This is a genomic window from Chromobacterium alkanivorans (assembly GCF_016937655.1).
Lineage (GTDB): Bacteria > Pseudomonadota > Gammaproteobacteria > Burkholderiales > Chromobacteriaceae > Chromobacterium > Chromobacterium alkanivorans.
Genome location: NZ_JAFHKL010000001.1, coordinates 316890 through 342638, shown reverse-complemented (window position 1 = coordinate 342638; position 25749 = coordinate 316890). Strand labels below are relative to the sequence as shown.

Genomic DNA, 25749 nt, shown 5'->3' with positions numbered 1-25749 from the left:
GGTTCAGGCCAGCAGCGCCGCCATCGTCATGTTCTGGAACGCGGCCATGCCGCGGGTCAGCGTCTTGTCGCGGTGCTGCACTTGATACAGCGTGCGCGTCAGCGCCGGCAAGCCGGCGCTCACTTCCACCACCGCTCCGGTCTGCAACAGATCGGCCACCACCCGCCGCGACAGGCAGCTGACGCCGAGACCGGCCGCCACCGCGTGCTTGATCGCCTCGGAATGGCCCAGCTCCATGCTGACGTTGAGCATGGCCAGGTGAGGCAGGAGCAGGCGGTCCACCTCCTCGCGCGTGCCGGAGCCGGCTTCGCGCAGAATCCATTCCGCCTGCGCCAGGTCCTGGCGCGCCGCCTCGCCTCGCGCCAAGGGGTGATCGGCGGCGGCGAACACCACCAGCTCGTCCTGCCGCCAGGGCTGGGCAACCAGGTCAGGATGGTGGCAAGGCCCTTCGATGAAGCCGAAGTCCACCCGCAGCGCCGCCACCGCGTCGACGATGTCGCGAGTATTGGCCACGTCCAGTTCCAGCCGCGCCAGCGGCCAGGCGGCGCGGAAAGCCGCCAGCTGCTGCGGCAACAGATAGTTGGCCACCGTGCTGCTGGCGCCAATCTTCAAGGACATCGCTCCGGCGTTGAACAGGCTCTGCATGTCCTGGGCCGCGTCCAGCATCGCCCGCGCCTTGGGCCACAGCAGCCGGCCGTGCTCGTTCAGGCTTAGCCGTTTGCCGATGCGGTCGAACAGGCGCACGTCGAGCCCGGTCTCCAGCTTGTCCAGCGCCTGGCTGGCCGCGGACTGGGTCAACGCCACCTGTTGGGCCGCCTGGGTGACGGTGCCGTATTCGGCCACCGCGACGAACACTTCCAGCTCGCGCAGGGTCAGCTTCAAGGCCATGTCTGTTCCTTATATTGATTTTGCTACTGACATATATCCATTTTATCCGTTTCTCTACTGAAAACGAGGGGCGTATCGTTAGCACCATTCGCCATAGACCAAACAGGCATTTACTTATGACAAACCTTCGCCAAATCATGCCGGGCCTGGCGTTGGCCATCGCCCTCGCCGTCGCTTCGCTGTACGCAGCGGACTTGCCGGCGATGAAGCATCTGGGCTTCTCCGCGCTCACCATCGCCATCCTGGGCGGCATGCTGATAGGCAACACCGTTTACCGCTACTTCGCCGTCGCCAGCCACCACGGCATCCAGTTCTCCAAACAGAAGCTGCTGCGCCTGGGCATTATCTTGTTCGGCTTCAAACTCACCTTTCAGGACATCGCCGCCGTCGGCTTCGCCGGGGTGCTGATCGATACCCTGGTGCTGTGCACCACCTTTCTGCTGGCCTTCCGCATCGGCCGCAAATACTTGGGCATGGACGAACAAAGCGTGATCCTGATCGGCGCCGGCAGCTCCATCTGCGGCGCCGCCGCGATTCTGGCCACCGAGCCGGTGCTCAAAGCGCATGCGGAGAAAGTGGCGGTAGCCGTCGCCACCGTGGTGGTGTTCGGCACCGTGGCCATGTTTCTGTGGCCGATGCTGTATCAATGGACCAGCCATCTGGGCATTTCCGAGTTCAGCTACGGCGTGTTCGCCGGCTCCACCATCCATGAAGTGGCGCAGGCGGTTGCCGCCGGCAAATCGGTCAGCGAAGCGGCGATGACCACCGCGGTGATCACCAAGATGATACGCGTGATGATGCTGGCGCCGTTCCTGATCGCGCTGTCCAGCTGGTTGGCCGCCAAACCGCACGGCAGCCGTCAACAGAAGGGCCGCATCGCCATCCCCTGGTTCGCCGTCGCCTTCCTGGCCGTGGCCGCCTTCAACTCCTTCAACCTGCTGCCGGCCGCGTGGGTCAGCGCCATCGTCTCGCTGGACAACCTGCTGCTGGCCGCCGCGATGGGCGCGCTGGGCATCACCACCCACTTCTCCGCCATTCGCCAGGCCGGCGCCAAACCGATGTTGCTGGCCTCCATCCTGTTTGGCTGGCTGATCGTCGGCGGCGGCCTGATCAACTTCGGCGTCAGTCATTTGCTGCATTAAACGCCGCTTAGCCCAAAACAAAACCGCCTGGTTTGCGCCCAGGCGGTTTTTCACTGAATTGCCGTCATGGCTTAGAACAAGCCACGGAAGGGATTCCAGCCCTTATAGCCTTTGACCTTCTTTTGGTAATACAGATAGTTCACCGACATGCCGGCCAAGGCGCTAAAGCCAAAGCCAAGTCCCCGGGTGATCGATTCCGGCACCTCCAGCAAGACCAGGACCAAGTTGATCAGCAGCGCCACGCCCAATAAGGACAACATGTTTTTCCACAAGCCAAGCACCAGGTAATAGATTGGCCAGAAGAAAAAGGCGATGAAATTCATCTGCACCTTAAGGCGGTCGCCAAACGACAAAGCCTTGAAGGCTTCCTTGTAACTGGCGCTGTTCGGCGCGCCGTGCTGATCGAAGAAGGCGAATCGCCTCTGCCATTTATCGCTGTAGGCAGCGTGAGCGGAAGGTTCTGACACAGTTTCTCCAAGCGCTGTTGAAAATGACGCCATTTTGCAACATGACATAAGGTAGAACAAAGACATCGTGGTCGGCGCCAGGCTCCAATCCAAACAAAACCGCCCGGCTTGCGCTCGGGCGGTAGCGGTGGTTTTGCACCGTGCACATGCCACTGCCTTGCTCCTCTTCAGCTGCCTTTGGGCTCCCCTATCGTCATTCCGGAAACCTGCTCGCGCGACAGCCCCTTCATAACCATCAGTCGGCTTTGCACCAAGGCCGTGGCGAACTGCTTCTTGAAATTATCCGCCGGGCGCCAGTCCTTGCCATCTTGGACAAAGCTGAACTCACCCTCCAGCAGCAAGCGGTTCTCCTTGCCGATCGCGATCATGAACGAGTCGCGATACTGAAGCATCAGCTTGCAACGCCAAACACCGCCCGTTCCTTGTGTACAGTCGTTCAAGGGCAGCACTTCGCCGAGAGCTGACTCCGGCCGGCCCACCTCGCCTTGCATGCGGGCCAAAGCGTCGGCAACCGACCCGCCCAGCTTGCTAAAGTCAATCACGCCTTGTTGCAGCGCCTGCCTCATGCCCTCTCGTCCCAAAGGCTTGCCTAGTTCCGGCAGCGCGCCATCCGAGTCCAACTGAGCGTAACGTGTACGCAGCAAACGCTCGTCGCTCCCCATTACGTAGATATCGTCGCCCTTCCCCTTCACCTCGTAGGCGATGGGCGTGCGCTCCTCATCCACGACCAGCATAGCTACACAACCGCGGGCACGCTCTGCTTCGATGTAGCCAAGCTCTTTGACCTGTTCCAGCTTGAGGTTCCGCAAATTGCCCGCTTCCGAAGCGCTCGCGCTGGGCTTGCGCGACATCTGGTGCGCCTGCGCCGACCACAAAGAGGCGTGTATGCTTTTCTTCACTACGGATGCCTCGCATCTCGGCACCAGCGGCGGAGTCAGGAAATACCAGCCGGCCGCCCCGAGCAGCGCCGCGCCGCCCAGCCCCCAAGCCAACTTTTCGCGCCATGGAGTCGCCTTTTGCCGCTGGAGCAGGGCCAATTCCAGTTCCAGATCCTGGCTGTACTCGTCCAGCGCCTGCCTGCGCACCGCATTGGAAGCAAAGCCTTCATCCGCATCCGCCTTGGCTTCGATCTCAACCATCTGCTCAAAGCTCAGCACTTCCTCCTCTTCCAACCAGTCCAGGCCTCCCCCCAAGGTGGAGAAGGGCTCCGCGCCCTGCTCGCGCAGTTTGTCGCGCGCAGCCTCGTAAATCGCCTTGTCAATCACTCCGCCCTCCAACAGGCGGTCAAGAATCGGGCTTGCAAACGTGGAATCGCTCATATCGTCCATCAACGGCGCGCATTTCGCATACGCAGCCGGGCTAGTGGAAAGGGCGTTCAGCATAACTCACGGCTAAAACTCAAGCCAATTTGGATTTAAAATCCGCAAAAAAATGCCAAAACGTTAAAACCGCAATTCCCACGGAACAAACCCACGCATGCAATGAAAAACGCCCGGCCAAGCCGGGCGTCTGACTATGACCAGCCGTCAGGAATCAGCACGGACACTTCTTCATGCTCTTGCCGCCATAGCGTTCGTCCTGACAGCGGCGGAAAAAAGCCTCCCGGCTCATCACCTCCGCCTTGGGATCGAAACGGCGGCGGCTGGCGACGTAGGCGTCGTAATCCTTGACCCCCACCATCAGCCGGGCGGTCTTCGCCCATTGCTGCCACAGCTTGCTCATCACGCGCCCTCCTCCCGGAACACCGCCGGCACTTCTTTGGCGGTGGACCACCTCACCGCCAGCGACTTGCGCATCACGTTCAACGCAAACACCAGCATGGCGATCACCACCGCCATGAACAGCGCGGTCAAGGTGGCGTCCACATAGTCATTGAAGATGATCTGGTGCATTTGCGCCATATTCTTGGCCGGCGCCAGCACCTCGCCCTTGGCGGCGGCGGCGGAGAACTTGTCGGCGTGGGCCAGGAAGCTGATCTTGGGGCTGGCGTGGAACAGCTTCTGCCAGCCGGCGGTCAGCGTCACCACCAGCAGCCACAGCGTGGGCACGGCGGTGACCCAGATGTAGCGGGTTTTCTGCATCTTGATCAGCACCGCGGTGGCCAGGATCAGCGCGATGCCGGCCAGCATCTGGTTGGCGATGCCGAACAGCGGCCACAAGGTGTTGATGCCGCCCAGCGGATCCACCACGCCCTGGTACAGGAAGTAGCCCCAGCCGGTCACCGCTAGACCGGTGGCGATCAGGTTGGCGGCCCAGGACTCGGTGTTGGCCATAGGCTTGACCACCAGGCCCAGCAGGTCCTGGATCATGAAGCGCAGCACGCGGGTGCCGGCGTCTATGGTGGTCAGGATGAACAGGGCTTCGAACAGAATGGCGAAGTGATACCAGAAGGCCATCATCGCCGGCCCGCCGATCACATTGGACAGAATGTGCGCCATGCCCACCGCCAGCGTCGGCGCGCCGCCGGCGCGCGACAGGATGGTGCTCTCGCCCACGTCCTTGGCCATCTGGGTCAGCATGTCCGGCGTGATGACGAAGCCCCAGCTGGAAATCACCTGGGCGGCCTCCTCCGCGGTCTTGCCTATCACCGCCGCCGGGCTGTTCATCGCGAAGTAGACGCCCGGGTCCAGCACGCAGGCGGCGATCAGCGCCATGATGGCGACGAAGCTTTCCATCAACATGGAGCCGTAGCCTATCATCCGCGCGTGGGTTTCGTTCTCCAACATCTTGGGCGTGGTGCCGGAAGCTACCAAGGCGTGGAAGCCGGACACCGCGCCGCAGGCGATGGTGATGAACAGGAAGGGGAACAGGTTGCCGGCGAACACCGGGCCGCTGCCGTCGATGAATTTGGTCACCGCCGGCATGTGCATATTGGGCGCCACGATCATGATGCCGATGGCCAGGCCGACGATGGTGCCGATTTTCAGGAAGGTGGACAGATAGTCGCGCGGCGCCAGCAACAGCCATACCGGCAGCACCGAGGCGACGAAACCGTAGCCGATCAGGGTCCAGGCCAGCGTGGTGCCGCTCAGGGTGAACAGCGGCGCCAGGGTTTCGTTCTTGGCGATGTCGCCGCCGTAAACGATGGCCAGCATCAGCAGGATGAAGCCGATGACCGAAATCTCGCCGATCTTGCCCGGACGGATGTAGCGGGTGTAAACGCCCATGAACAGCGCGATCGGTATCGTCGCGGCGATGGTGAAGGTGCCCCACGGGCTGCCGGTCAGCGCCTTGACCACCACCAGGGCCAGCACGGCCAGCAGGATGACCATGATCATCAGGATGCCGATGGAGGCGATGACGCCGGGGATGGCGCCCAGTTCGGTGCGGATGATCTCTCCCAGCGATTTGCCGTCGCGGCGCACCGACAGGAACAGAATCAGGAAGTCCTGCACCGCGCCGGCCAGCATCACGCCGACCAGAATCCACAGCGTGCCCGGCAGATAGCCCATCTGCGCGGCCAGCACCGGCCCCACCAACGGCCCAGCGCCGGCGATGGCGGCGAAGTGGTGGCCGAACAGCACCCATTTATTGGTGGGCACGTAGTCCAGGCCGTCATTGTATTTTTCCGCCGGGGTCAGACGGCGGGCGTCCAGTTCCAGCACTTTGTGAGCGATGAAGCGGCCGTAAAAACGATAGGCGATGGAGTAGACCGACACCGCCGCCACGATCAGCCAGACCGCGTTGACCGGTTCGCCGCGATTGAGGGCCACGACGGCGAAGGCCGCCGCGCCGGCCAGGGCGACGGCCAGCCACACGGCCCATTCTCTTATCTGTTGCATATGGCAAGTTCCTATTCTCTTTTATCCCGTTTTAATTCCCCGGTCCCTGGCGACGACAGCGGCCACGGCCGGCTTTTTTTGCCTGACCGATTCTGGATTGATAGCGCTGGAAAATCAAGCAAGCTCTTTAATTTGTAAAAGCTATCAATGCTTTATGACGAATAGCAGTCACGATAATGCTAAAGTCGCTTCGGATCGCTGCGTGCTAGTATTTTAAAATTCAAGGCAACAAATCCTCTCGAACACATGCCAAGCGATACCCCCCATATTCTCATCGTCGAAGATGACGTGAGACTAGCCGAATTGATAGGCGCTTATCTGAGCAAGCACGGCTATCGCATCTCCCAGCACGGCCGCGGCGACACCGCGCCGGCCATCATCCTGGAAGAAAAGCCGGACCTGGTGATCCTGGACATCATGCTGCCGGGCAAGGAAGGCTTCGACGTCTGCCGCGAAATCCGCCCGCGTTATAACGGCCGGGTGCTGATCATGACCGCGCGCGACGAGGACGTGGACGAAATCCTGGGCCTGGAACTGGGCGCCGACGACTACCTGGCCAAGCCGGTGGAGCCGCGCCGCCTGCTGGCGCGGGTGCGCGCGCTGCTGCGCCGCGGCGGACCCGGCGCGCAGGCCGACGGCGAGGCCGCCGACGAAGACAGCTTCACTTTCGGCCAGTTCTGCATCAGCCAGGCCACGCGCGAAGCCACGCTGAACGGGGAGCTGATCGATCTGACCACCGCCGAATTCGACCTGCTGTGGCTGCTGTCCTCCCACGCCGGCCAGGTGCTGTCGCGCGACGACATCATGAGCGAGTTGCGCGGCATCGGCTTCGACGGGCTGGACCGCTCCATCGACGCGCGCATTTCGCGGCTGCGCCGCAAACTGGGCGACAATCCCGACGCGCCGGCCCGGATCAAGACCGTGCGCGGCAAAGGCTATCTGTTCTCGCGCAGCGACTGGGAATAAGCAATGAGCACCCGTCGTCTGCGCGGCTGGCTCAAGCCGTCGCTGGGCACCCTGTTTGCCCGCTACTTCTTCGCCACCATGCTGGTGGAACTGATCATCATCATCGGCTTCGGCTTCTTGGTCACCAAGCTGTACGAAAACAGCGACCGCGACGGCAAGCTGCAGTTCATGAACGGCACCGTGACGCTGATCCGCCAGCAGCTGGCCCAAGCCCCGCACAAGGACTGGGACGGCAAGCTGGCCGAGATCGCTCGCGCCTTCAGTTACCCGGTCAGACTGATCGCCCACCCCCCCGACGATTTCGAGCCGGAGGGCCACGCCGCGCTGCTGGGCGGCCGCCCCTATCTGGACTTCGACAGCCAGCTGCTTTACGTGCCGCTGCCCCATGATCCGCGCCTGCTGCTGCTGGGCCCCCTGGAGGCGCCGGCCAGCAACAGCAGTTGGATCAGCGAGGACATGGAAATCCTGCTGCTGTGGATTCTGCTGACCGGCTCCACGCTGGGCACCCTGATCTATTTCAGCCTGCGCCCGCTGTGGAAGGACTTGCTGGAAGTCCGCCGCAAGGCGGAGGTGTTCGCCGACGGCGACTTCAGCGCCCGCGCCCAGCCCTCGAAGAGCCGGCTGCTGGCTCCCCTGTCCCTGGCCTTCAACAGCATGGCCGCGCGGCTGGAGCGGCAGATGGAGACCCGCCAGGCCTTGTCGCACGCCATCGCCCACGAGATACGCACCCCGATCGCGCGGCTGCGCTTCGGTCTGACCATGCTGGAGGAAGAAGAGGACGAGCAGGAATGGCGGCGTTACCGCGAAGGCATGGAGCGCGATATGCAGGAGCTGGAAGAGCTGTTCAACACCAGCATGGAGTTCGCCAAGCTCAACCGCAACGAGGTGCCGCTGCACTGGGAAACCGTGGACCTGTACGACTGGTTCGACGATCTGATCGATCTGGTCACGCCGCTGAAGCCGTCCGGCGTCGCGCTGGAGCTGGACTGCGCGCTGGGCAACGGCGCTTTCGACCGCAAACTGATGTACGTGGCCAGCCGCAACCTCTTGCTCAACGCCTTCAAATACGCCAACGCCCAAGTTCGGCTGACGGTGTGCCACAACGCCGCCGGCCAGTTGCTGATCCATGTCGACGACGACGGCTGCGGCATCCCCGAGGCCGAGCGCGACAAGGTGTTCGAACCCTTCCTGCGCTTGGACCGCAGCCGCGACCGCGCCACCGGCGGCTACGGCCTGGGGCTGTCCTTCGTCAAGCTGATCACCGAGCACCACGGCGGCCAGGCCAGCGTCGGCGCCAGCGAGCTGGGCGGCGCGCGCTTCACCCTGCGCATCATGCAGCCTCAGCAATGAAACGCGGAGAAAAGTAAAGCCGCAGTGTGTTAAGCAATCTGAATGGGGTCACGCGCCGTCACAAAGCGGGGACAGGAAGCCAACAGACCCTGATCCGGGCCGGCGGGATAATGCCAGCATCTCAACTTGGATCGGGTATTTCCCATGGTTTCTTCACGACCGGCCGCCCTGCTGGTTCACGGTCTCGGCGGCAGCGCATATGATCTTGGCGCTCTCGGACGCACGCTGGAGGAGGCGGACATCGTCACGCACACCCCCTTGCTGCCGGGACATGGCGGCGAGCCGGAAGATCTGCTGTCCGTTCGCTGGCAGGACTGGGTGGAAACCATACGCAAGGAATACCTGGAACTGAAGACGCGCCACAAGGTGGTGCACCTGGCCGGCGTCTGCCTGGGCGGCCTGGTGGCGCTGGAAGTGGCGCGGCTGGAAAATCACAAGGACGGCCTCGCGCTGTACGCGCCGCCGCTGTTCCTGGACGGCTGGAGCCTGCCCAAACTGACCTGGGCGCGCCACATCGTCTACCGCATTCCCGGGCTGGCCAAGAAAATGCGCGTGCCGGAGGTCGAACCCTTCGGCATCAAGAACGCCCGCATCCGCAAGGCGATCCAGCAACGCTTCGAGCGCGGCGAGCGCTTCCACTACGCCTACATCCCGCTGGCCTGCATCCGCCAGGTGGACGGGCTGCGCCGCCAGCTGATGCCGCGGCTGGAACAGATCACGTGCCCGACGCTGATCGTCCACGCCGACGAGGACGACATCACCAGCCCGCGCTCGGCCCGCTACTTGCAGCGCTATCTGGGCGGCAGCGTGGACTTCATGCCGCTGTCCAACAGCTACCACATGGTGATGGTGGACAATGAACGCGGCGAAGTGCTCAAGCGCAGCCTGAAGTTTTTCAACCACCGCGCCCAAGCGTCGGCCGCCGCCGCCGAACAAAACGGCTGGGCCCTGTTCGCCGCCGCCTGAACGCCGCGCCGCTGCAATCAAGGCAAGCTTCCCGCTTGCCTTTTTTCTTGCCTGCGCCCAAGGCACCTGCTCCACGCCCCTCCAATTAAAGTTGCAAGCAATCACAACCGAACATTGAATTTAACAGCTGCGCAAACTTCCGCGCCGCCCCGTCACCAACCGTCACCAAGCCAGAACACAGCGACAATGGAAGACAAGGTCTGGCTGAAGCAAACTGTTTGCACGAGCCGGATCGGCGCCCCCGCCGGTCTTGCAACGGTTCCGTTCTCTTTTCCCTTTGTGTGACTTTGCGTGCCCGCCGGCTTCGGCGGGCATCTTTTCTTTCATCCGCCCGCCCCGCCTTGTTACACATCGTTACACAAGCCCTCCATCCCTCACACAAAGAGCGCTTACAAGCTCAACAGACTGATTTGCTTCTCATTCGCACAATATCGTCGTTACCAACAAAGCAAACAGTCGCAAAAATGAAAAAACTGATTACCGCTTCCGTGATGAGCCTGGCAGCTCTGTCCGCCCACGCCGCCGACCCGGGCTTCTACGTGTTCGGCAACACCGGCTACAACTTCTCCAAGCCGGAATCCGGCAACCGCAACATCATCCTGAAAGACGCCAAGGCCGCCGGCACGGTATGGGAACTGGGCGCCGGTTACCGCTTCAACCAGTACCTAGCCACCGAACTGTCCTACGCCGACTTCGGCAAATCCACGGCCAACGGCACCTTCAACGGCCGCACCGGCAACGGCTCCGTCGCCACCAAGGCCGAACGCATCGCCGTGTTGGGCATCTTGCCGGTGACCCAGGATTTGGAAGTTTTCGGCAAGGCGAGCCTGAACAACGTCCATACCAAGCTCAAGATCGACCAAGTTGCCAACCAAACTTTCAACGACACCCGCCTGGGTCTTGGTTTCGGCGCGCAGTATCAGCTGCACAAAAACCTGTCCTTGCGTGGCGAATACGAATACATCGGCGGCAATGACTTCCAGATGGCGGGCAAAAGCGTGGTAAAGACTTCCGGCACCAGCGTGCTGAAGGCCGGCATCAGCTACCACTTCTAAACTTAGCCTTGCCGCTACCTCCCATCGCCAGCCGCGGCCCCTGCGCCCGCGGCTGGTTTTGCGTTTCAGGCCGCCGGCACCGCCATGCCGCGCCGCACCGCCGGCCGCTCGCCGACGCGTTGGAACCAGCCGCTCACCCGCGGAAACGCCGCCAGATCCACCTGATGCCAATCATGTCGCGCCGCCCACGGATACAGCGCGATGTCGGCGACGCCGTACTCGCCGGCAACGTAATCCCTGCCCTCCAGTTGCCGGTCCAACACGCCGTACAACCTCAAGGCTTCGTCGTGGTAGCGCTTTTGCGCGTAAGGCAGCGCTTCCGGCGCGTAGCGCAGGAAATGGTGGGCCTGCCCCAGCATCGGCCCGAAGCCGCCCATCTGGAACATCAGCCATTGCAACGCCTCGTAACGCGCCGCGCCCGCCGCCGGCAGCAGGCGGCCGTGCTTTTCCGCCAGGTATTGCAGAATGGCGCCGGACTCGAACATCGCCAGCGGCCGTCCCTCCGGCCCGTCGCTGTCGACGATGGCCGGAATCTTGTTGTTGGGGCTGATGGCCAAGAAGGATTCGGCGAACTGCTCGCCCTTGCCGATATCCACCGCGTGCACGGCGTAAGGCAGCTCCAGTTCTTCCAACATGATGGAAATCTTGCGCCCATTGGGCGTGCCCCAGGTATACAGATCAATCACGATGCGAGTCTCCCCTGTTCAAGGCTCAGGCCGCGCGCGCCTTCGCGCGCCGCCCCGTCTGCTACAATGCAGCCCATTTCAAGCCTTCAGGATACTGCGATGAGCCAGCCGCGCGTCAATGATGTCAAAGCCTTCCTCTTGGACCTGCAAGACCGCATCTGTGCGGCGCTGGAGCAGGCCGACGGCGGCGCTCAATTCGTCGAGGACGCCTGGCAGCGGCCGGGCGGCGGCGGCGGGCGCAGCCGGGTTCTGGCCAAGGGCGCGCTGTTCGAGCAGGCTGGGGTCAACTTCTCCCACGTCTACGGCGACGCGCTGCCCGCCTCCGCCACCGCCCACCGGCCGGAGCTGGCCGGCCGCGGTTTCCAGGCCATGGGCGTGTCTCTGGTGATCCACCCGGAAAACCCGCACATCCCCACTAGCCACGCCAATGTCCGCTTCTTCATCGCGGAGAAGGACGGCGAGGCGCCGGTATGGTGGTTCGGCGGCGGCTTCGACCTGACTCCGTTCTACCCGGTGGAGGCCGACGTGGTGCACTGGCACAGCGTGGCCCGCGACTTGTGCCGGCCGTTCGGCGAACAGGTGTACCCGGACTACAAGCGCTGGTGCGACGAGTATTTCTTCCTGAAGCACCGCCAGGAGGCGCGCGGCGTCGGCGGCCTGTTCTTCGACGATCTGAACGCCTGGGGCTTCGACTCCTGTTTCCGCTTCATGCAGGCGGTGGGCGATGGCTTCACCGACGCCTACCTGCCCATCGTCCAGCGCCGCAAGGGCGACAGCTGGGGCCAGCGCGAGCGGCAGTTCCAGCTTTACCGCCGCGGCCGCTACGTCGAATTCAACCTGGTCTGGGACCGCGGCACCCTGTTCGGTCTGCAATCCGGAGGACGCACCGAATCCATCCTGATGTCGATGCCGCCGCTGGCGCGCTGGGAATACGATTACCAGCCTGAGCCAGGCAGCCCCGAAGCGGCGCTGACCGAGCGCTTCCTGGCCCCGCGCGACTGGCTGGCCTGAGCCGTTTTTTCCAGCCCGCGCATGAGTTTAGCCAATCACAAGGACGGCGAAATCGGGTATCCTTGCGCAGCTGTCCATAATAATCCAACGACTATCCGTTCCGCATGAATCAACCCCATTTCTCGGCCGGGTTTTCCGGCCGCGCCGCCCGTCCCTGGCTGGAGCCGGCGCTGTGGCTGCTGTTCGCCGTCGTCTGGTTCGGCTCCCTCGGCTACCGCGGGCTGATTCACGCCGACGAAGGCCGCTACGCGACGCTGTCGCTGTTCATGCTGCACAGCGGCGACTGGATCACGCCGCGGCTCAACGGCCTGCTGTATTTCGAAAAACCGGCGCTGCAATACTGGATGGGCGCGCTGAGCTTCGCCGCCTTCGGCGTCAACGAATTCGCCGCCCGCTTTTGGCCGGGCCTGACCGGCTTCCTGAGCGTGGCGATGTGCGGCTTCACCGCGCGCCGGCTGTGGGGCGTGGACGCCGGCCGCTACGCGGCGCTGGCCGCGGGCAGCTGCGCCTGGATCGTCGCCAACAGCCATTTCCTGTCGCTGGACATGGGGGTCAGTTTCTTCCTGACCGTGGCGCTGTGCGGCTTCCTGCTGGCCCAGCGCGACGACGCCGGCCCGCGCGAAACACGCAACTGGATGTGGCTGACCTGGGCGGCGATGGCCGCCGCCACGCTGAGCAAGGGCCTGATCGGCCTGCTGATTCCCGGCGCCACTCTGGTGCTGTACAGCCTGCTCAACTGGCAATGGGGCTTCTGGAAGCGCATGCACTGGCTGAGCGGCCTGGCCCTGTTCCTGCTGCTGACCGCGCCCTGGTTCATCCTGGTGTCGCAGCGCAACCCCGACTTCGCCCATTTCTTCTTCATCCGCGAGCATCTGGAGCGCTTCCTCACCACCGAGCACAAGCGCACCGGCGCGCCGTGGTATTTCGTGCCCTATCTGCTGCTGGGCCTGCTGCCCTGGACCAGCCTGTTGCCGGCGCTGTGCCGCGACGGCTGGCGCGAGCCGGGCGCGCGGCTGCGCGCCGGCCGCCTGCTGCTGATCTGGTCGGTCTTCATCTTCGCCTTTTTCAGCAAGTCCAGCTCCAAGCTGCCGTCCTACATCCTGCCGCTGTTCCCGGCGCTGGCGCTGCTGTTGGCGCCTACGCTGCAGCGGATGCCGGCCGCCGCGCTGAAGAAGCATTTGCTGCCGGCGCTGCTGCTGTGGCTGGCCGCGCTGGCCCTCTATCCCTTCGTCGACCGCTTCGCGTCCGAAGACATCCCGCTCGACGTGCTGCACGGCTTCGCCCATTTCGTCGCCGCCGCCGCGCTGCTGTTCCTGGTCTGCGCCGCCGTCGCCTGGCGCTTGCTGGGCCGCGAGCGCAAACTGGCCGCGCTGTGCTGGCTGGCCTTCGGCAGCCTGCTCGCCGTCAGCGTCGCCGCCGCCGGTCACGACAGCTACGGCCGGCTGAAGGGCAGCAAGGAGATCGTGCGCCAGATCCAGCCTTATCTGAGCGCCGACGTCCCGGTGTTCTCGGTCCGTTATTACGATCAGACTTTCCCCTTCTATCTGGGCCGCCCGGTCACCCTGGTGCAGTTCGTCGACGAGTTTGAGTTCGGCGAGGGCCAGGAGCCGCAACGCTGGATGCCGCGGCTGGAACAGTTCGTCGCCGCCTGGAACGCCGCCCCGCGCGCGCTGGCGATGACCGATCCCGCCACCTATCAGGAACTGCTGGCCCAGGGCCTGCCGATGCGGGTGGTCTACCAAGATCCGCGCCGCCTGGTGGTGGCCAAGCCGTGAAACCGCCAACCTTTGGACCCCGTCTACTATGAAGTTGATCGAATTCGGCCTGATTCTGCTCGGCGTGCTGCTCAACGCCGCCGCCCAGCTATGCTTGAAAGCCGGCGTGCGCCAGATCGGCCACTTTGACTTTTCCGCCTCCAACGTGCTGCCGATAGGCTGGTCGCTGGCCACCAATCTGCCCATCGTCGGCGGCCTGTCCTGCTACGCGGTCAGCGTGGTGGTGTGGATCATGGCGCTGTCGCGGGTGGAAGTCAGCATCGCCTACCCTATGCTGTCCATCGGCTACGTGGTCAACGCGCTGCTGGCCTACTGGCTGTTCGGCGAAGCGCTGAGCGCGCAGAAGCTGATCGGCATCGGCGTCATCATCATCGGCGTGGTGCTGGTCGCCCGCAGCTAACGTCAGAAAGGCTCTCATGGATTTCCTGCCCTTCACCCGCCCGGACATCGACGAAGCCACCATCGCCGCCGTCGGCGAGGTGCTGCGCTCCGGCTGGATCACCACCGGACCCAAATCCCGGCAACTGGAAGCCGAGCTGTCCGCCCATGTCGGCGGCCGTCCGGTGCGGGTGGTGGCCTCCGCCACCGCCGCGCTGGAAATGGCCTTGCAGCTGGCCGGCGTAGGCCCCGGCGACGAGGTGATCACCTGCCCGCTGAGCTGGGTGGCCACCGCCAACGTGATTCTGAAAGTGGGCGCCAAGCCGGTGTTCGTCGACGCCGACCGCGCCAGCCGCAACATCGACCTGGACCTGGCGGAGCGGGCGATCACGCCGCGCACCCGCGCCATCATCCCGGTGGACCTGGCCGGCCTGCCGGTGGATCGCGATCGCCTGTACGACATCGCCAAGCGCCATCGGCTGCGCGTGATCGAGGACGCCGCCCAGTCCATGGGCGCCAATTGGCGCGGCCGCCGCATCGGCAGCTTCGGCGACCTGGTCTCGTTCAGCTTCCACGCCAACAAGAACATGACCAGCGGCGAAGGCGGCTGCCTGGTGCTGAACGACGAGGACGAGGCGCGCCTGTTCGAGAAGCTGCGGCTGCAGGGCGTGACCCGCCACGCCGACGGCGGCATGGACGTGGACGTGCTGGGCGGCAAGGCCAATATGACCGACATCGCCGCCGCCATCGGCCTGGGCCAGCTGCCGCGGCTGGAGGGCTTCAACGCCCGCCGCCGCGAACTGGCCGCGCTGTATTTCCGCCATTTCGACCGCGAGCTGGCCTGCGAGCTGCCGCTGGAAGACATGGCCCAGAGCAATTGGCATATGTTCCAGCCGCTGCTGCCGCTGGATCGGATGAGCATGGACCGCGGCGCATTCATCGCCCGCATGAAAGACTTGGGCATAGGCGTGGGCGTGCATTACCCCGCCATGCATTTGTTCACCCTGTTCCGCGAGATGGGCTTCCAGCCGGGCGATTTCCCGGTGGCGGAAGACATCGGCCGCCGCACCGTCACCCTGCCGCTGTTCCCGGCCATGGCCGACGCGGACGTGGAGCGCGTGTGCGCCGCCGTGAGCGGCGTGCTGAAGCCCGTGCTGAGCGTATAAAACATCATGAAAAGCGTAATCGATCTTTCCGTAGTCATCCCGGTGTACAACGAGCAGGACGTGCTGCCGGCGCTGTTCGACCGCCTCTACCCGGCGCTGGACGCGCTGGGCGTGCGTTATGAAATCGTCTTCGTCAACGACGGCAGCCGCGACAGAAGCCCGGCCATGCTCGCCGCGCAGTTCGACCTGCGTCCGGACGTGACCCGGGTGGTGCTGTTCAACGGCAACTTCGGCCAGCACCGCGCCATCCTGGCCGGCTTCGAATACAGCCGCGGCGAGCGCGTGGTGACGCTGGACGCCGACCTGCAGAACCCGCCGGAGGACATCAAGCTGCTGTTGGCGGAAATGGACAAGGGCCACGACTACGTCGGCTCCATCCGCCGCCAGCGCAACGACAGCCTGTGGCGTCACCTGGCCAGCCGCGCGATGAACCACCTGCGCGAAAAGCTGACCCGCATCAAGATGACCGACCAGGGCTGCATGATGCGCGCCTACAGCCGCCGCATCATCGACACCATCAACCAGTGCAACGAGCTGCACACCTTCATTCCGGCGCTGGCCTACCAGTTCGCGCAGAACCCGACCGAGGTCACCGTCGGCCATGAAGAGCGCTTCGCCGGCGAATCCAAGTATTCGCTGTACAGCCTGATCCGGCTGAACTTCGATCTGATGACCGGCTTCTCCATCGTGCCGCTGCAGCTGTTCTCGCTGCTGGGCATGCTGGTTTCCGCCGGCTCCGGCGTGCTGGTGGTCTACCTGGTGCTGCGCCGCCTCATCGTCGGCCCGGAAGTGGGCGGACTGTTCACCCTGTTCGCCATCGCCTTCCTGCTGATCGGCATCGCGCTGTTCGGCATCGGCCTGCTCGGCGAATACATAGGCCGCATCTATCAGGAAGTGCGGGACCGGCCGCGCTATGTGATCGGCGCGGTGCTGGAGCAAAAGGACAAGCCATGAAAGCCGTGGTCTTCGCGTATCACAATGTCGGCGTGCGCTGCCTGAAGGCGCTGATCGGCGGCGGCGTGGAGGTAGCGCTGGTGGTCACCCACCGCGACAACCCCAAGGAGAACATCTGGTTCGCCAGCGTGGAGCAAGTCGCCCGCGACTACAGCATCCCGGTGATCACCCCGGACGAGCCGAACACGCCGGAAGTGCTGGCCCAGGTGCAAGCGGCGCGGCCGGACTTCCTGTTCTCCTTCTATTACCGCCACATGCTGAAAGCCCCGCTGCTGGAGTGCGCGGCGCGCGGCGCCTTCAATATGCACGGCTCGCTGCTGCCCAAATACCGCGGCCGGGTGCCGATCAACTGGGCCATCATCCACGGCGAAACCGAAACCGGCGCCACCCTGCACGTGATGAACGTCAAGCCGGACAACGGTCCCGTCGTCGACCAGATGGCGGTGCCCATCCTGCCGGACGACAACGCCGACGAAGTGTTCGCCAAGGTCACCGTGGCCGCGGAAATGGTGCTGGCCCGCAGCCTGCCGGCGCTACTGGCCGACAAGGCCGAACTCCGCCAGCAGGACTTGAGCCAGGGCGGCTACTTCGGCGGCCGCAAGCCGGAAGACGGCCGCATCGACCCGCAGGCCGGCGCCGACGCGCTGCACAACTTCGTGCGCGCGCTGAGCCACCCCTTCCCGGGCGCCTTCGCCGACACCGAAAGCGGCCGGCTGGTGATCTGGAAAACGCTGCGCGCCGGCGCTCACGGCCTGCAATTGCAAGCGGCCCGGCTACACTCAGAAAACGGCGCGCTGTGGCTGGACGCCGTGGACGGCGGCCGCCTGAAGGTTCTGTCCGCCACGCTGGACGGCGCGGCACTGGCGCCGACAACGACGCTGACGCTGGCTTGAAGCGACGGACTCACGGAATACACATGCAAATCACAGCCCCCTCAGTGGGAGCGACGAAGGAAATCTCAATGAAAAAAGTACTGATCCTCGGCGTCAACGGCTTCATCGGCCACCACCTGACCAAACGCATCATCGAAACCACCGACTGGCACATCTACGGCATGGACATGCACGATGACCGCGTGGCCGAGTGGAAAGACCATCCGCGCTTCCACTTCTTCGAAGGCGACATCACCATCAACAAGGAATGGATCGAGTATCACGTGAAGAAGTGCGACGTGGTGCTGCCGCTGGTGGCCATCGCCACTCCGTCCACCTATGTGAACAATCCGCTGCGCGTGTTCGAACTGGACTTCGAGGCCAACCTGCCCATCGTGCGCCAGTGCGTGCAGTACAAGAAACACCTGGTGTTCCCGTCCACCTCGGAAGTCTACGGCATGTGCCACGACGAAGAGTTCGACCCGGAGAATTCCGAGCTGATCTGCGGCCCGATCAACAAGCCGCGCTGGATCTACTCCTGCTCCAAGCAGCTGATGGACCGCGTGATCCACGCCTACGGCATGCAGGAAGGCCTGAACTACACCCTGTTCCGCCCGTTCAACTGGATCGGCGGCGGCCTGGACAACATCAACACGCCCAAGGAAGGCTCCAGCCGCGTGATCACCCAGTTCCTGGGCCACATCGTGCGCGGCGAGACCATCAAGCTGGTGGACGGCGGCCATCAGAAACGCGCCTTCACCTATGTGGACGACGGCATCAGCGCGCTGATGAAGATCATCGAAAACCAGGACGGCAAGGCTTCCGGCCAGATCTACAATATCGGCAACCCGACCAACAACTACTCCATCCGCGAGCTGTCCGCGATGATGCTGGACCTGGCCCGCGTCTACCCGGAATACCAGCTCAACGCCGACAAGGTGAAGATCGAGGAAACCACCTCCGGCGCTTACTACGGCAAAGGCTATCAGGACGTGCAGAACCGCGTGCCCAAGATCGCCAACACCATGGCGGACCTGGACTGGAAGCCGAGCGTGACCATGGCCGACGCGCTGCGCGGCATTTACGACTATTACCGCGACCAAGTGGCCGCCAGCCGCGACCTGTCCGAGTAAGCGGCTCCCGGCGCCAGGCGAGATAGAAAGCCCGGCGCCGGTTTCAGAGATCCCCCATGAGAAAACTCGCCCTTAAAATCGACGTCGACACCTGGCGCGGCACCCGCGACGGCGTGCCGCGGCTGATGCACATGCTGCAACAGCACCACGCCAAGGCCACCTTCCTGTTCAGCCTGGGGCCGGACCATACCGGCCGCGCGATCAAGCGGGTGTTCCGTCCCGGCTTCCTGTCCAAGGTGTCGCGCACCTCGGTGGTCGAACACTACGGCATCCGCACCCTGTTGTACGGCACCGTGCTGCCCGGCCCGGACATCGGCAAGCGCGAAGCGGAACTGATGCGCGAAGTGCGCGCGCAGGGCTTCGAAGTCGGCATCCACACCTGGGACCACATCAAGTGGCAGGACTACGTCGCCGGCAAGGACGCCGCCTGGACCCGCGCGGAAATGCGCAAGGCGGCCGAGCGCTTCGAACAGATCTTCGGCGAGCCGGCGCGCACCCACGGCGCGGCCGGCTGGCAGATCAACGACGCGGCGCTGGCCTATGAGCGCGAACTGGGCATGCTTTACGCGTCCGACGGCCGCGGCAGCCACCCCTTCCAGCCGGTGGACGCCGCCGGCCAGGCGCTGGGCGTGCCGCAACTGCCCACCACGCTGCCGACGCTGGACGAGTTGATCGGTCTGGACGGCCTCACCGCCGACAACGTCCATCACCATATCCTGGCGCTGACCGAAGAAGCGCCGGCCACCGGCCATGTGTACACGCTGCACGCCGAGCTGGAAGGCCTGCGCCTGGGCTATACCTTCGAACACCTGCTGGTGGGCTGGCAAGCCCAGGGTTACCAGCTGTGCAGCTGCATCGAGCTGTTCAGCAGCCTGGACGTGGCCGCGCTGCCCGCCGGCCGCGTGGTGATGGGAGAAATCCCCGGCCGCAGCGGCATGCTGGCGCTGCAAGCCTGATAGCCTGCTCGCGCCCCGTTCAAACAAACGGCGCGCGCGGGCTCCCAGCCGCCGACCCGCCTCACTCCTCCGCCGGCGACGTCTGGCCGGCCAACCGGTCCAGCGTCGCGCGCAGCGCGTCCATACTCTCGCTCAAGCCTGCCGCTTCGCCCTGCAACAACATCCCCTCCAGCTCGCGCGCCAGCTCCGCCAGCTCGCCTTGTTCCATGGTCAAGGCCGCGCCGTAGATCCGGTGCAGATGCTGGCTGGCCGTGGACCAATGGGTCTGCTGGATCGCCTGCACCGCCTGGCGGTAATCGCGCTCGTTATGCTCGATGAACATCGCCCATAGCCCGTCGGCCTGCGGCGACGGTTCGGCGGACTCGGAGACGGGCAGCGTTTCCGGCAGCCACATGAACAGCATCTGCTGCAGGTCCCTGAGCCGCAAAGGCTTGACCAGCACGCCGTTCATGCCGCTGTTCATGCATTTTTCCCGGTGCAGATCGTCATTGGCGGCGGAAATCGCCACAATGGGCACCAAGGCGTCGCCCTCCTCTCGCTCCCGCGCGCGGATTCGCCACGCCACCTCGTAGCCGCTGACGTCCGGCAGGCTGCAGTCCATCAGGATCAAACGGATCTCCGGATTCTCCTTCAAAATGGACAGGCTGCTCATGCCGGTGCTGGCCACCGTCGCGCGGCAGCCCAATTGGCGCAGCTGCTCGCAAATCATCAGCTGATTGGCGGGATGGTCCTCCACCACCAGCACCAGCTGTCCCTGTCCCACCGCCTGCGGCGGATCGAACGCTTCCTCCTCCGCTTCCCACTCCAGCGCCCGCCCCAGCAGCACCGGCAGCCTGATGGTGAAGGTGGAGCCGGACACGCCGTCGCTGTCCAGCGAGATGCGCCCCTTCATCAAGCCCACCAGCCGCTTGCAAATGGCCAGCCCCAGCCCGGAGCCGCCTGACTTGCGGATGGCGACGGCGTCCGCTTGCACGAAGGCGTCGAAAATGGTTTTCTGCGCGGCCAGCGGCACCCCTATGCCGGTATCGATCACCTGGCACAGCAAAACGCCGCGCGTGCTCCCCGCCTTGCCGCTGCGCAGCTTCGCCTGCAACGTGACCGTGCCCTTGTCGGTGAACTTGATCGCATTGGAAATCAGGTTGTGCAGCACCCGTTGCAGATGCGAAGGGTCCAGCCTGAGTTCGCGCTCCGGCAACTCGCAGACATAACGCAGCTCCAGCCCTTTCATCTTGGCCGCCAGCGCGTACAACTTGACCAGCCCCTCCAGGATGGCGCCGACATTGACGAAGGACGGTTCCAGGCCCTCCTGGCCGGCGTCCAGCCGCGAGGCGTTGAGAATATTGTTGAGCAGCTGCAACAGGCTGTTGGCCGCCAGATTGGATTGCAACACCAGCTCGCGTTGCTTCTCGCCCAAGGGCATGGTCTGCAGCAACTCCCCGGCGGCGATGATGGCGTTCATCGGCGTGCGGATTTCATGGCTGACCACCGCCAGAAACTCGCTTTTGGCCGCCTCCCCCATCCGCGCCTTGCGCAGCAGCCGGGTGGTGGTGCGCATCGCCAGCAACATGGCGAAGAACAGCAGCACCAACACGATGCCCTCGCCGGCATAGCTTCGGACCACGCTGTAAACCGACGGCCGCGCGGCCACCTGCTCCTCCCAGGCGGAGCGGACGGCGTCGACGTCGTCGGCCGACATATCGTCCAGGCAACGCCCCAGGATGTCGTAAAGCAGCGGCTGGTTCTTGCTGACTCCCATCCGGTAAATCGCGTAATAGCCGGGAATCGCGCCGGAGCTGGTCAGTTCGGGAAAACGGTAATTCAATAGGAAACGCGCATAGTTTTCCGGCACCAGACCGATGTCCGCGCGTTGCTCCCGAATCGCCAGCAGCGCCTGAGTCGGCGTTTCCACCGGCACCAGGGCCAGATTGGCATTGTCGTCCAGCAGCCAGGAACGGGAGTTGTCGTTGAAGATGAAGGCGACCTTCTGCCCATGCAGATTATTGTAGTCGTACACCACCGGATGATTGCGGCGCGTGACCGCCATCAAGGGCTGCGAGGAGTACGGCTGGGTGAAGTAGTAGTCCTTGTTCAAGTTCAATTCGCCGATCGCGTCCTGATTGATGCTGGCCAGCATCATGGCTCGCCCGTCTCGGCTGGCGTCGATCAGATCCTGCGCCGAGTGCACTTGCACGATATTGAAGCTCAAACCGCTTTTCTCGCCGACATGCCGCAGGAAATACGCCTCTATGCCCTTGTAGTACACGCTGCTGTTCTTGCGGTTGGGCGCCAGCTTGGAGCGGAGCACATACACGTCCACCACCGGGTTTCTGCGCACCCACTCCGCCTCCTCCCGGCTCAACAGGATAGTGCCGCTCTGATCGGCGCACGCTGACAGCGCGCCGCACAGAACGGCCCAACAGCTCAAATATCTAAGTCGCACCGCTACTCCAATTTCGAGTTCAACAAGAACAGTTCCCTGTCCGTATTGATCCCCAGTTTCTGGAAAGCCGCTTTTTTCTGGGTGCTGACCGTCTTGATGCTGCGCGAGAACTTCTCCGCGATCTGGCTGGTGCTCATGCCGTCCAGGCAGCAGCGCACCACCTCGCGTTCCCTTGGCGACAAGCGGGAGTACGGATCCAGCTTCTGCCCTTCCTCCAGCTTGATGTCGCTGGACAGCAGGAGATTCATCTCGCTCATCATCTTGACGGTCAGATACACCCTCCCGGCATGAACGCAGTGGATCGCGCCCGCCAGCGCCTCCACCGGCTGCGACTTGCTGAAAAAACCTCTGGCGCCCGCGCGCAGCATCAGGTTGATCGTGCCCACCAGATCCACCGACGACAGCACTAGAACCTTGCACTCCGGATAACGCACATTGATGGACTGAATCAGATTCAGACCGTCCACCTCGTTGCTGCCCAGAGAAAAGTCCATCAACAGAACATCCGGCAGCTGCTTGCGAAACACCCCCAGCAACTGAGTGCTGTGCGCAAAGCTGCCGATGATCTCGAATTCCGGGTAGCGCTTGAGGCAGGCTTCCAGCCCCACTCTCACCACGTCATGGTCGTCCAGAATCATCAGCGATATTCTTTTTCTCATGCCGTTCTCATTTAAAGTTGGCCAATCGGCTTGCCGTCGCGCCCCGCGGGAACATGTCCGCCGCATCCCCTGTCCCGCCAGCGCGCCCTGCCCCCGCGCCTAGTCGTCCGGACCCGCCAGGTCCCACTCCTTCGGAGTCCGGCGCACCAATTCGATGTAGCGCGACGGCGCCATCGGACGGTACAGGCCGAAGCCCTGGCCGATCTCGCAGCCCATCTCGCGCAAAACCTTGATGTGACGGGCGCTCTCCACGCCCTCGGCCACCACCTGCAGCTTCAATTCCCTGCCCAGCAGAATGGAAGAGCGGACGATTTCATAATGCCGCGAGCTCTCCAGCATCGAGGCGACGAACAATTGATCCAGCTTCAGGGACGAAAAAGGCATGGCGGACAACATCTTCAGCGAAGAGATGCCGATGCCGTAGTCGTCGCAGGCGATGCCGAAACCGTTGGCGCGCAGCTGATTCAGCGCCACCATCAAATCAAGGCCGATTTCCGGTTCGAGGTTTTCCGTCAGTTCAACCACCAGCAGCGAACGCTCCAGCTGGGTCTTGTCCCAGCGCATGGTGATCTCGCGCGCCAGATTCGGCGAGGACAGGGTAGCCGCGGACGCGTTGATCGAAATCGGCAGCCTCACCCCCTGTGCGCTCAACGCCTGCTGGGTGGCGATCACCCCGCTCAACACATGGAAAAACAGCAATAGGTCCAGACCCAGCTTGCTCACCACCGGCAGGAACACCGATGGGCGGATATTGCCTCGCGTCGGGTGCATGCAGCGCGCCAGCGCCTCGGCGCCGGTGATCGCTCCGTCGCGCAAACGCACCTGAGGCTGCAGATCGATCGTGACATTGCCCTTGGAGCACAGAGCCTCTATCACCTCCTGCTCGCTGAAGGGCCGAGTTCCCAGACGCCCCGGCACGCCCTTGACGCGGACGGCCTCGGCCATCGCCGCGCGCGCCAGTTCCACCTGGCGCAAAAACTGCGCGCACTCGCCGTCGTCCATGGTCGGATGCGCCGTCCAGACGTAGTTGAAACCGGCTTCGCGCGCCAGCCGGACATGCGATTCCTGCAAGGACTTGCCCGCCGCGCTGTGCCACAGCAGCATGGGCGCGTCCGACAGTTCGCCGCGGCGCACGCCGGCATGCACCTTGGCGATCAGCTCGGCGCCGCCGCCGTCCGGCATCTGGATATCGCATACCAGCAAATCCACCGGGTCGCGCAGCAGTTGCTGCTCCGCCTCGTGAATATGGCCGCAATAACGGATATTGCGGATGCCGGCCTGAAACAGCATGCGTTGAAAACGCTCATTGTCCCGTGATGGCCCGGACACCACCATAACATTAAGATCTTCCATGGATTCCCTACCATTTGGAATATTGGCAGCCTAATGCCCACCACTTTCAGACTGGCGCGCCGCCATTTTTTCAACATCCCAAAAAGCATGCGATTGATCAGCTTAATTGCCGGCCCGTTTAGCCAATTCAATAATGACAATGTGAAAGCACATTGCCGGCTAGATGCATCCAAGGTCAATGAATCTAAAGAATCATTCAAGATCGCAGGCTCTGCCTGGCGACGCCTGCCGCCGCAACGACGCTGCAAGCCCCGGTATTCAAGCCACGACCCACTGCACGCATCACGCCCAGCCCCACGGCGTCTCCTCGGCGCCGTCCGCATCAGGTGCAATCAAACCAGATCACGTCGTTCTATTTGGTTTTAAACTGCGATAATAAAAAAAATCCATAGAATCAAACATAGGATTTATCTTAAATACCAAACCAATTGTCATATTGATTTCTTGCAATGTTTTTAATATGAAAATTAATTAATTATTAAAAGATAAAAATAAAAACAACGTCATTGCGTGATAGGCGAGGGTTTCAAGCGCGCGCGGCATCCGGACCCGCGCGCGTACGCGCGCCGGGAACCGACTCAAACGAGGGAAGCCGAGCAGAAAAGAAAACGGGCAAGGCGATTGTCGCCTTGCCCGTTTGAAATGGACGCACTGCAAACAAATCCACGCCGATCGCGGCGGGATTCAAATCAACAAACGATCAGCCGCGTTTGTTCAAGCGCAGCGTCAGAGTCAGCTCGCCTTCGCCGTCGTTCTGCGATTGAATGTTCTTCAAAGTGATGCCGGTGGGCAGCAATACGCTGATGCCGTGGCCGACGCCGTACTTGGACAGCGTTTTTTCCAGCTGCCGCGCCATGCCCTTGGCCGGCAGCTTGGCTTCCTCGTCCAGCGCGAAGCCGTAGGATTCTGCGGCGGAGCCCATCGCCTGGTCCACCTGCTCGCGCGGTACGAACTTCTCGGCGGCGCTGGCCAGCTGCCTGGCCGACACGTCTTCCTCGCTGCTCACCAGATTGAGGAATTCATCCTTGAAACGCGCCTGTTGCAGCGGGTCTTCAATCTCCTCCGACAGCTGCTCCACCACGCTGGCCATCATCTTGCTGCTGGAGGCCTTGTCCGGCACCCGCATCGCTTTCAGGAAATCGTCCAGCCAGAACTTGGCCTCGCGGCTGAGCCGGTCCACCGCGTACACCGTGGGTCCGTGTTCCAGAATCAGCGCGCCCTTGTCGATCAGCCGCGGGTTGATGCCGGACGCGTGGCTGATGTCGAACACGTCGCCGGACTCCACCACGGTCAGGAAATCATCGCGGATCTCGGATTTGAACACTCCCAGCGCGCGCAGCTCGCGGTCGCCGTCGTTGAGGCCGGAGAACAGAATCACCAGCAGGTCGCCGGCATTGATGTTGGGGTGCTGCGAACGCGCGTACAAATGCTTGGCGATGCGCTGGGACACCGCCAGGAAATCCAGCTCGCCGCGGAAAAACTGGCGGGTGTAGTGGTAGATCTCGTTCAGATTCAGGTCGGACTCGTGGAAGAACTGGTGTTGGCGCTTGTCCGACACGATGTTCTTCAGATAACCGCCCAGCAACAACGACGACACCTCCTCGTCCACGGAGCTGGCCCGCTCGGACAGACGCGCGCCTTCGCCGCGCGCGGCATTGCCCACCCGGTGCACCACCAGCCGCTCCACCCTGCATTCGCCAATCGCCAACATCTGTACGCTCCCGCCTGAAAATCGAATGCGCGATTATTG

At 63.2% G+C, this 25749-nt stretch carries 23 protein-coding genes; 13 read left to right on the top strand and 10 right to left on the bottom strand.

Annotation, left to right across the window (positions count from 1 at the left end; all coding sequences use genetic code 11):
- Positions 1–3: 3 nt before the first annotated feature.
- A complete protein-coding gene (locus JW897_RS01620; protein WP_048413148.1) occupies positions 4–888 on the bottom strand; it encodes a LysR family transcriptional regulator in 885 nt (294 codons plus the stop codon).
- 116 nt (positions 889–1004) lie between these two features.
- Between JW897_RS01620 and JW897_RS01615 the strand changes: the two genes are divergently transcribed.
- Positions 1005–2030 (top strand): YeiH family putative sulfate export transporter, encoded by a 1026-nt coding sequence (locus JW897_RS01615; RefSeq protein ID WP_205464961.1) that lies wholly within the window; start codon positions 1005–1007, stop codon positions 2028–2030.
- A gap of 71 nt (positions 2031–2101) precedes the next feature.
- On the opposite strand, the gene JW897_RS01610 is transcribed toward JW897_RS01615, so the two are convergent.
- The 4 genes from JW897_RS01610 to JW897_RS01595 form a co-directional block, all read right to left on the bottom strand.
- Positions 2102–2497, bottom strand: a complete 396-nt coding sequence (locus JW897_RS01610) for a DUF2628 domain-containing protein (protein ID WP_048413146.1) — start codon at positions 2495–2497, stop codon at positions 2102–2104.
- A 167-nt stretch (positions 2498–2664) separates the two neighbouring features.
- Positions 2665–3825, bottom strand: a complete 1161-nt coding sequence (locus tag JW897_RS01605) for a hypothetical protein (protein ID WP_205464960.1) — start codon at positions 3823–3825, stop codon at positions 2665–2667.
- Between the two features lie 205 nt (positions 3826–4030).
- Positions 4031–4219 carry a YbdD/YjiX family protein gene (locus JW897_RS01600; RefSeq protein WP_053077251.1) on the bottom strand — a complete coding sequence of 63 codons (189 nt, stop codon included), beginning with the start codon at positions 4217–4219 and terminating at the stop codon, positions 4031–4033.
- Positions 4219–6279: a carbon starvation CstA family protein gene (locus JW897_RS01595; RefSeq protein ID WP_205464959.1), complete on the bottom strand. Its 2061-nt coding sequence runs from the start codon at positions 6277–6279 to the stop codon at positions 4219–4221. Before JW897_RS01595 ends, JW897_RS01600 begins: the two co-directional genes overlap by 1 nt.
- A 246-nt stretch (positions 6280–6525) precedes the next feature.
- Between JW897_RS01595 and JW897_RS01590 the strand changes: the two genes are divergently transcribed.
- The 4 genes from JW897_RS01590 (at position 6526) to JW897_RS01575 (ending at position 10616) form a co-directional block, all read left to right on the top strand.
- Positions 6526–7245 (top strand): response regulator, encoded by a 720-nt coding sequence (locus JW897_RS01590; protein WP_048413142.1) that lies wholly within the window; start codon positions 6526–6528, stop codon positions 7243–7245.
- A 3-nt stretch (positions 7246–7248) separates the two neighbouring features.
- The gene (locus JW897_RS01585) at positions 7249–8595 is read left to right on the top strand and encodes an ATP-binding protein (protein WP_205464958.1); all 1347 of its coding nucleotides are present in this window, start codon (positions 7249–7251) and stop codon (positions 8593–8595) included.
- Positions 8596–8739: 144 nt separating this feature from the next.
- A complete protein-coding gene (locus tag JW897_RS01580) occupies positions 8740–9561 on the top strand; it encodes an alpha/beta hydrolase (protein ID WP_082158781.1) in 822 nt (273 codons plus the stop codon).
- Between the two features lie 464 nt (positions 9562–10025).
- Positions 10026–10616, top strand: coding sequence for an outer membrane beta-barrel protein (locus JW897_RS01575; RefSeq protein WP_205464957.1), 591 nt, complete (start codon positions 10026–10028; stop codon positions 10614–10616).
- Between the two features lie 65 nt (positions 10617–10681).
- Here the strand turns inward: JW897_RS01575 and JW897_RS01570 are convergent, their stop codons facing one another.
- A complete protein-coding gene (locus tag JW897_RS01570) occupies positions 10682–11302 on the bottom strand; it encodes a glutathione S-transferase family protein (RefSeq protein WP_048413139.1) in 621 nt (206 codons plus the stop codon).
- A 99-nt stretch (positions 11303–11401) separates the two neighbouring features.
- On the opposite strand from JW897_RS01570, the gene hemF reads away from it, so the two are divergent.
- The 8 genes from hemF (at position 11402) to JW897_RS01530 (ending at position 19547) form a co-directional block, all read left to right on the top strand.
- On the top strand, positions 11402–12313 hold the full coding sequence (gene hemF, locus JW897_RS01565; RefSeq protein WP_048413138.1) for an oxygen-dependent coproporphyrinogen oxidase: 912 nt from the start codon (positions 11402–11404) through the stop codon (positions 12311–12313).
- Positions 12314–12417: 104 nt separating this feature from the next.
- The gene (locus JW897_RS01560) at positions 12418–14088 is read left to right on the top strand and encodes a glycosyltransferase family 39 protein (protein ID WP_205464956.1); all 1671 of its coding nucleotides are present in this window, start codon (positions 12418–12420) and stop codon (positions 14086–14088) included.
- 28 nt (positions 14089–14116) lie between these two features.
- Positions 14117–14488 (top strand): SMR family transporter, encoded by a 372-nt coding sequence (locus JW897_RS01555; RefSeq protein WP_205464955.1) that lies wholly within the window; start codon positions 14117–14119, stop codon positions 14486–14488.
- A 16-nt stretch (positions 14489–14504) separates the two neighbouring features.
- Positions 14505–15632, top strand: a complete 1128-nt coding sequence (locus JW897_RS01550; RefSeq protein WP_205464954.1) for a DegT/DnrJ/EryC1/StrS family aminotransferase — start codon at positions 14505–14507, stop codon at positions 15630–15632.
- A gap of 6 nt (positions 15633–15638) precedes the next feature.
- Positions 15639–16586 carry a glycosyltransferase gene (locus tag JW897_RS01545; protein ID WP_205464953.1) on the top strand — a complete coding sequence of 316 codons (948 nt, stop codon included), beginning with the start codon at positions 15639–15641 and terminating at the stop codon, positions 16584–16586.
- A complete protein-coding gene (locus JW897_RS01540) occupies positions 16583–17479 on the top strand; it encodes a formyltransferase (RefSeq protein ID WP_205464952.1) in 897 nt (298 codons plus the stop codon). Before JW897_RS01545 ends, JW897_RS01540 begins: the two co-directional genes overlap by 4 nt.
- Before the next feature lie 68 nt (positions 17480–17547).
- A complete protein-coding gene (locus JW897_RS01535) occupies positions 17548–18591 on the top strand; it encodes a bifunctional UDP-4-keto-pentose/UDP-xylose synthase (RefSeq protein ID WP_053077249.1) in 1044 nt (347 codons plus the stop codon).
- A gap of 56 nt (positions 18592–18647) precedes the next feature.
- Positions 18648–19547: a 4-deoxy-4-formamido-L-arabinose-phosphoundecaprenol deformylase gene (locus tag JW897_RS01530; RefSeq protein WP_205464951.1), complete on the top strand. Its 900-nt coding sequence runs from the start codon at positions 18648–18650 to the stop codon at positions 19545–19547.
- Between the two features lie 61 nt (positions 19548–19608).
- On the opposite strand, the gene JW897_RS01525 is transcribed toward JW897_RS01530, so the two are convergent.
- From JW897_RS01525 to JW897_RS01510, 4 genes are all read right to left on the bottom strand, one after another.
- Entirely contained in the window at positions 19609–21882 is a 2274-nt protein-coding gene (locus tag JW897_RS01525) for an ATP-binding protein (protein WP_205464950.1), read from the bottom strand.
- A 107-nt stretch (positions 21883–21989) separates the two neighbouring features.
- Entirely contained in the window at positions 21990–22646 is a 657-nt protein-coding gene (locus tag JW897_RS01520; protein WP_053077248.1) for a response regulator transcription factor, read from the bottom strand.
- Positions 22647–22745: 99 nt separating this feature from the next.
- Positions 22746–23999 carry an EAL domain-containing response regulator gene (locus JW897_RS01515; protein WP_205464949.1) on the bottom strand — a complete coding sequence of 418 codons (1254 nt, stop codon included), beginning with the start codon at positions 23997–23999 and terminating at the stop codon, positions 22746–22748.
- Positions 24000–24699: 700 nt separating this feature from the next.
- Positions 24700–25710 carry a nucleoid-associated protein gene (locus JW897_RS01510; RefSeq protein WP_227105359.1) on the bottom strand — a complete coding sequence of 337 codons (1011 nt, stop codon included), beginning with the start codon at positions 25708–25710 and terminating at the stop codon, positions 24700–24702.
- Positions 25711–25749: the final 39 nt, after the last annotated feature.

What these genes read in the sequence shown, in the direction of transcription:
- JW897_RS01620 (WP_048413148.1), bottom strand. Translation starts at nt 888, where the DNA reads ATGGCCTTGAAGCTGACCCTGCGCGAGCTGGAAGTGTTCGTCGCGGTG.
- JW897_RS01615 (WP_205464961.1), top strand. Translation starts at nt 1,005, where the DNA reads ATGACAAACCTTCGCCAAATCATGCCGGGCCTGGCGTTGGCCATCGCC.
- JW897_RS01605 (WP_205464960.1), bottom strand. Translation starts at nt 3,825, where the DNA reads ATGGACGATATGAGCGATTCCACGTTTGCAAGCCCGATTCTTGACCGC.
- JW897_RS01600 (WP_053077251.1), bottom strand. Translation starts at nt 4,219, where the DNA reads ATGAGCAAGCTGTGGCAGCAATGGGCGAAGACCGCCCGGCTGATGGTG.
- JW897_RS01595 (WP_205464959.1), bottom strand. Translation starts at nt 6,279, where the DNA reads ATGCAACAGATAAGAGAATGGGCCGTGTGGCTGGCCGTCGCCCTGGCC.
- JW897_RS01590 (WP_048413142.1), top strand. Translation starts at nt 6,526, where the DNA reads ATGCCAAGCGATACCCCCCATATTCTCATCGTCGAAGATGACGTGAGA.
- JW897_RS01585 (WP_205464958.1), top strand. Translation starts at nt 7,249, where the DNA reads ATGAGCACCCGTCGTCTGCGCGGCTGGCTCAAGCCGTCGCTGGGCACC.
- JW897_RS01580 (WP_082158781.1), top strand. Translation starts at nt 8,740, where the DNA reads ATGGTTTCTTCACGACCGGCCGCCCTGCTGGTTCACGGTCTCGGCGGC.
- JW897_RS01575 (WP_205464957.1), top strand. Translation starts at nt 10,026, where the DNA reads ATGAAAAAACTGATTACCGCTTCCGTGATGAGCCTGGCAGCTCTGTCC.
- hemF (WP_048413138.1), top strand. Translation starts at nt 11,402, where the DNA reads ATGAGCCAGCCGCGCGTCAATGATGTCAAAGCCTTCCTCTTGGACCTG.
- JW897_RS01560 (WP_205464956.1), top strand. Translation starts at nt 12,418, where the DNA reads ATGAATCAACCCCATTTCTCGGCCGGGTTTTCCGGCCGCGCCGCCCGT.
- JW897_RS01555 (WP_205464955.1), top strand. Translation starts at nt 14,117, where the DNA reads ATGAAGTTGATCGAATTCGGCCTGATTCTGCTCGGCGTGCTGCTCAAC.
- JW897_RS01550 (WP_205464954.1), top strand. Translation starts at nt 14,505, where the DNA reads ATGGATTTCCTGCCCTTCACCCGCCCGGACATCGACGAAGCCACCATC.
- JW897_RS01545 (WP_205464953.1), top strand. Translation starts at nt 15,639, where the DNA reads ATGAAAAGCGTAATCGATCTTTCCGTAGTCATCCCGGTGTACAACGAG.
- JW897_RS01540 (WP_205464952.1), top strand. Translation starts at nt 16,583, where the DNA reads ATGAAAGCCGTGGTCTTCGCGTATCACAATGTCGGCGTGCGCTGCCTG.
- JW897_RS01535 (WP_053077249.1), top strand. Translation starts at nt 17,548, where the DNA reads ATGAAAAAAGTACTGATCCTCGGCGTCAACGGCTTCATCGGCCACCAC.
- JW897_RS01530 (WP_205464951.1), top strand. Translation starts at nt 18,648, where the DNA reads ATGAGAAAACTCGCCCTTAAAATCGACGTCGACACCTGGCGCGGCACC.
- JW897_RS01520 (WP_053077248.1), bottom strand. Translation starts at nt 22,646, where the DNA reads ATGAGAAAAAGAATATCGCTGATGATTCTGGACGACCATGACGTGGTG.
- JW897_RS01515 (WP_205464949.1), bottom strand. Translation starts at nt 23,999, where the DNA reads ATGGAAGATCTTAATGTTATGGTGGTGTCCGGGCCATCACGGGACAAT.
- JW897_RS01510 (WP_227105359.1), bottom strand. Translation starts at nt 25,710, where the DNA reads ATGTTGGCGATTGGCGAATGCAGGGTGGAGCGGCTGGTGGTGCACCGG.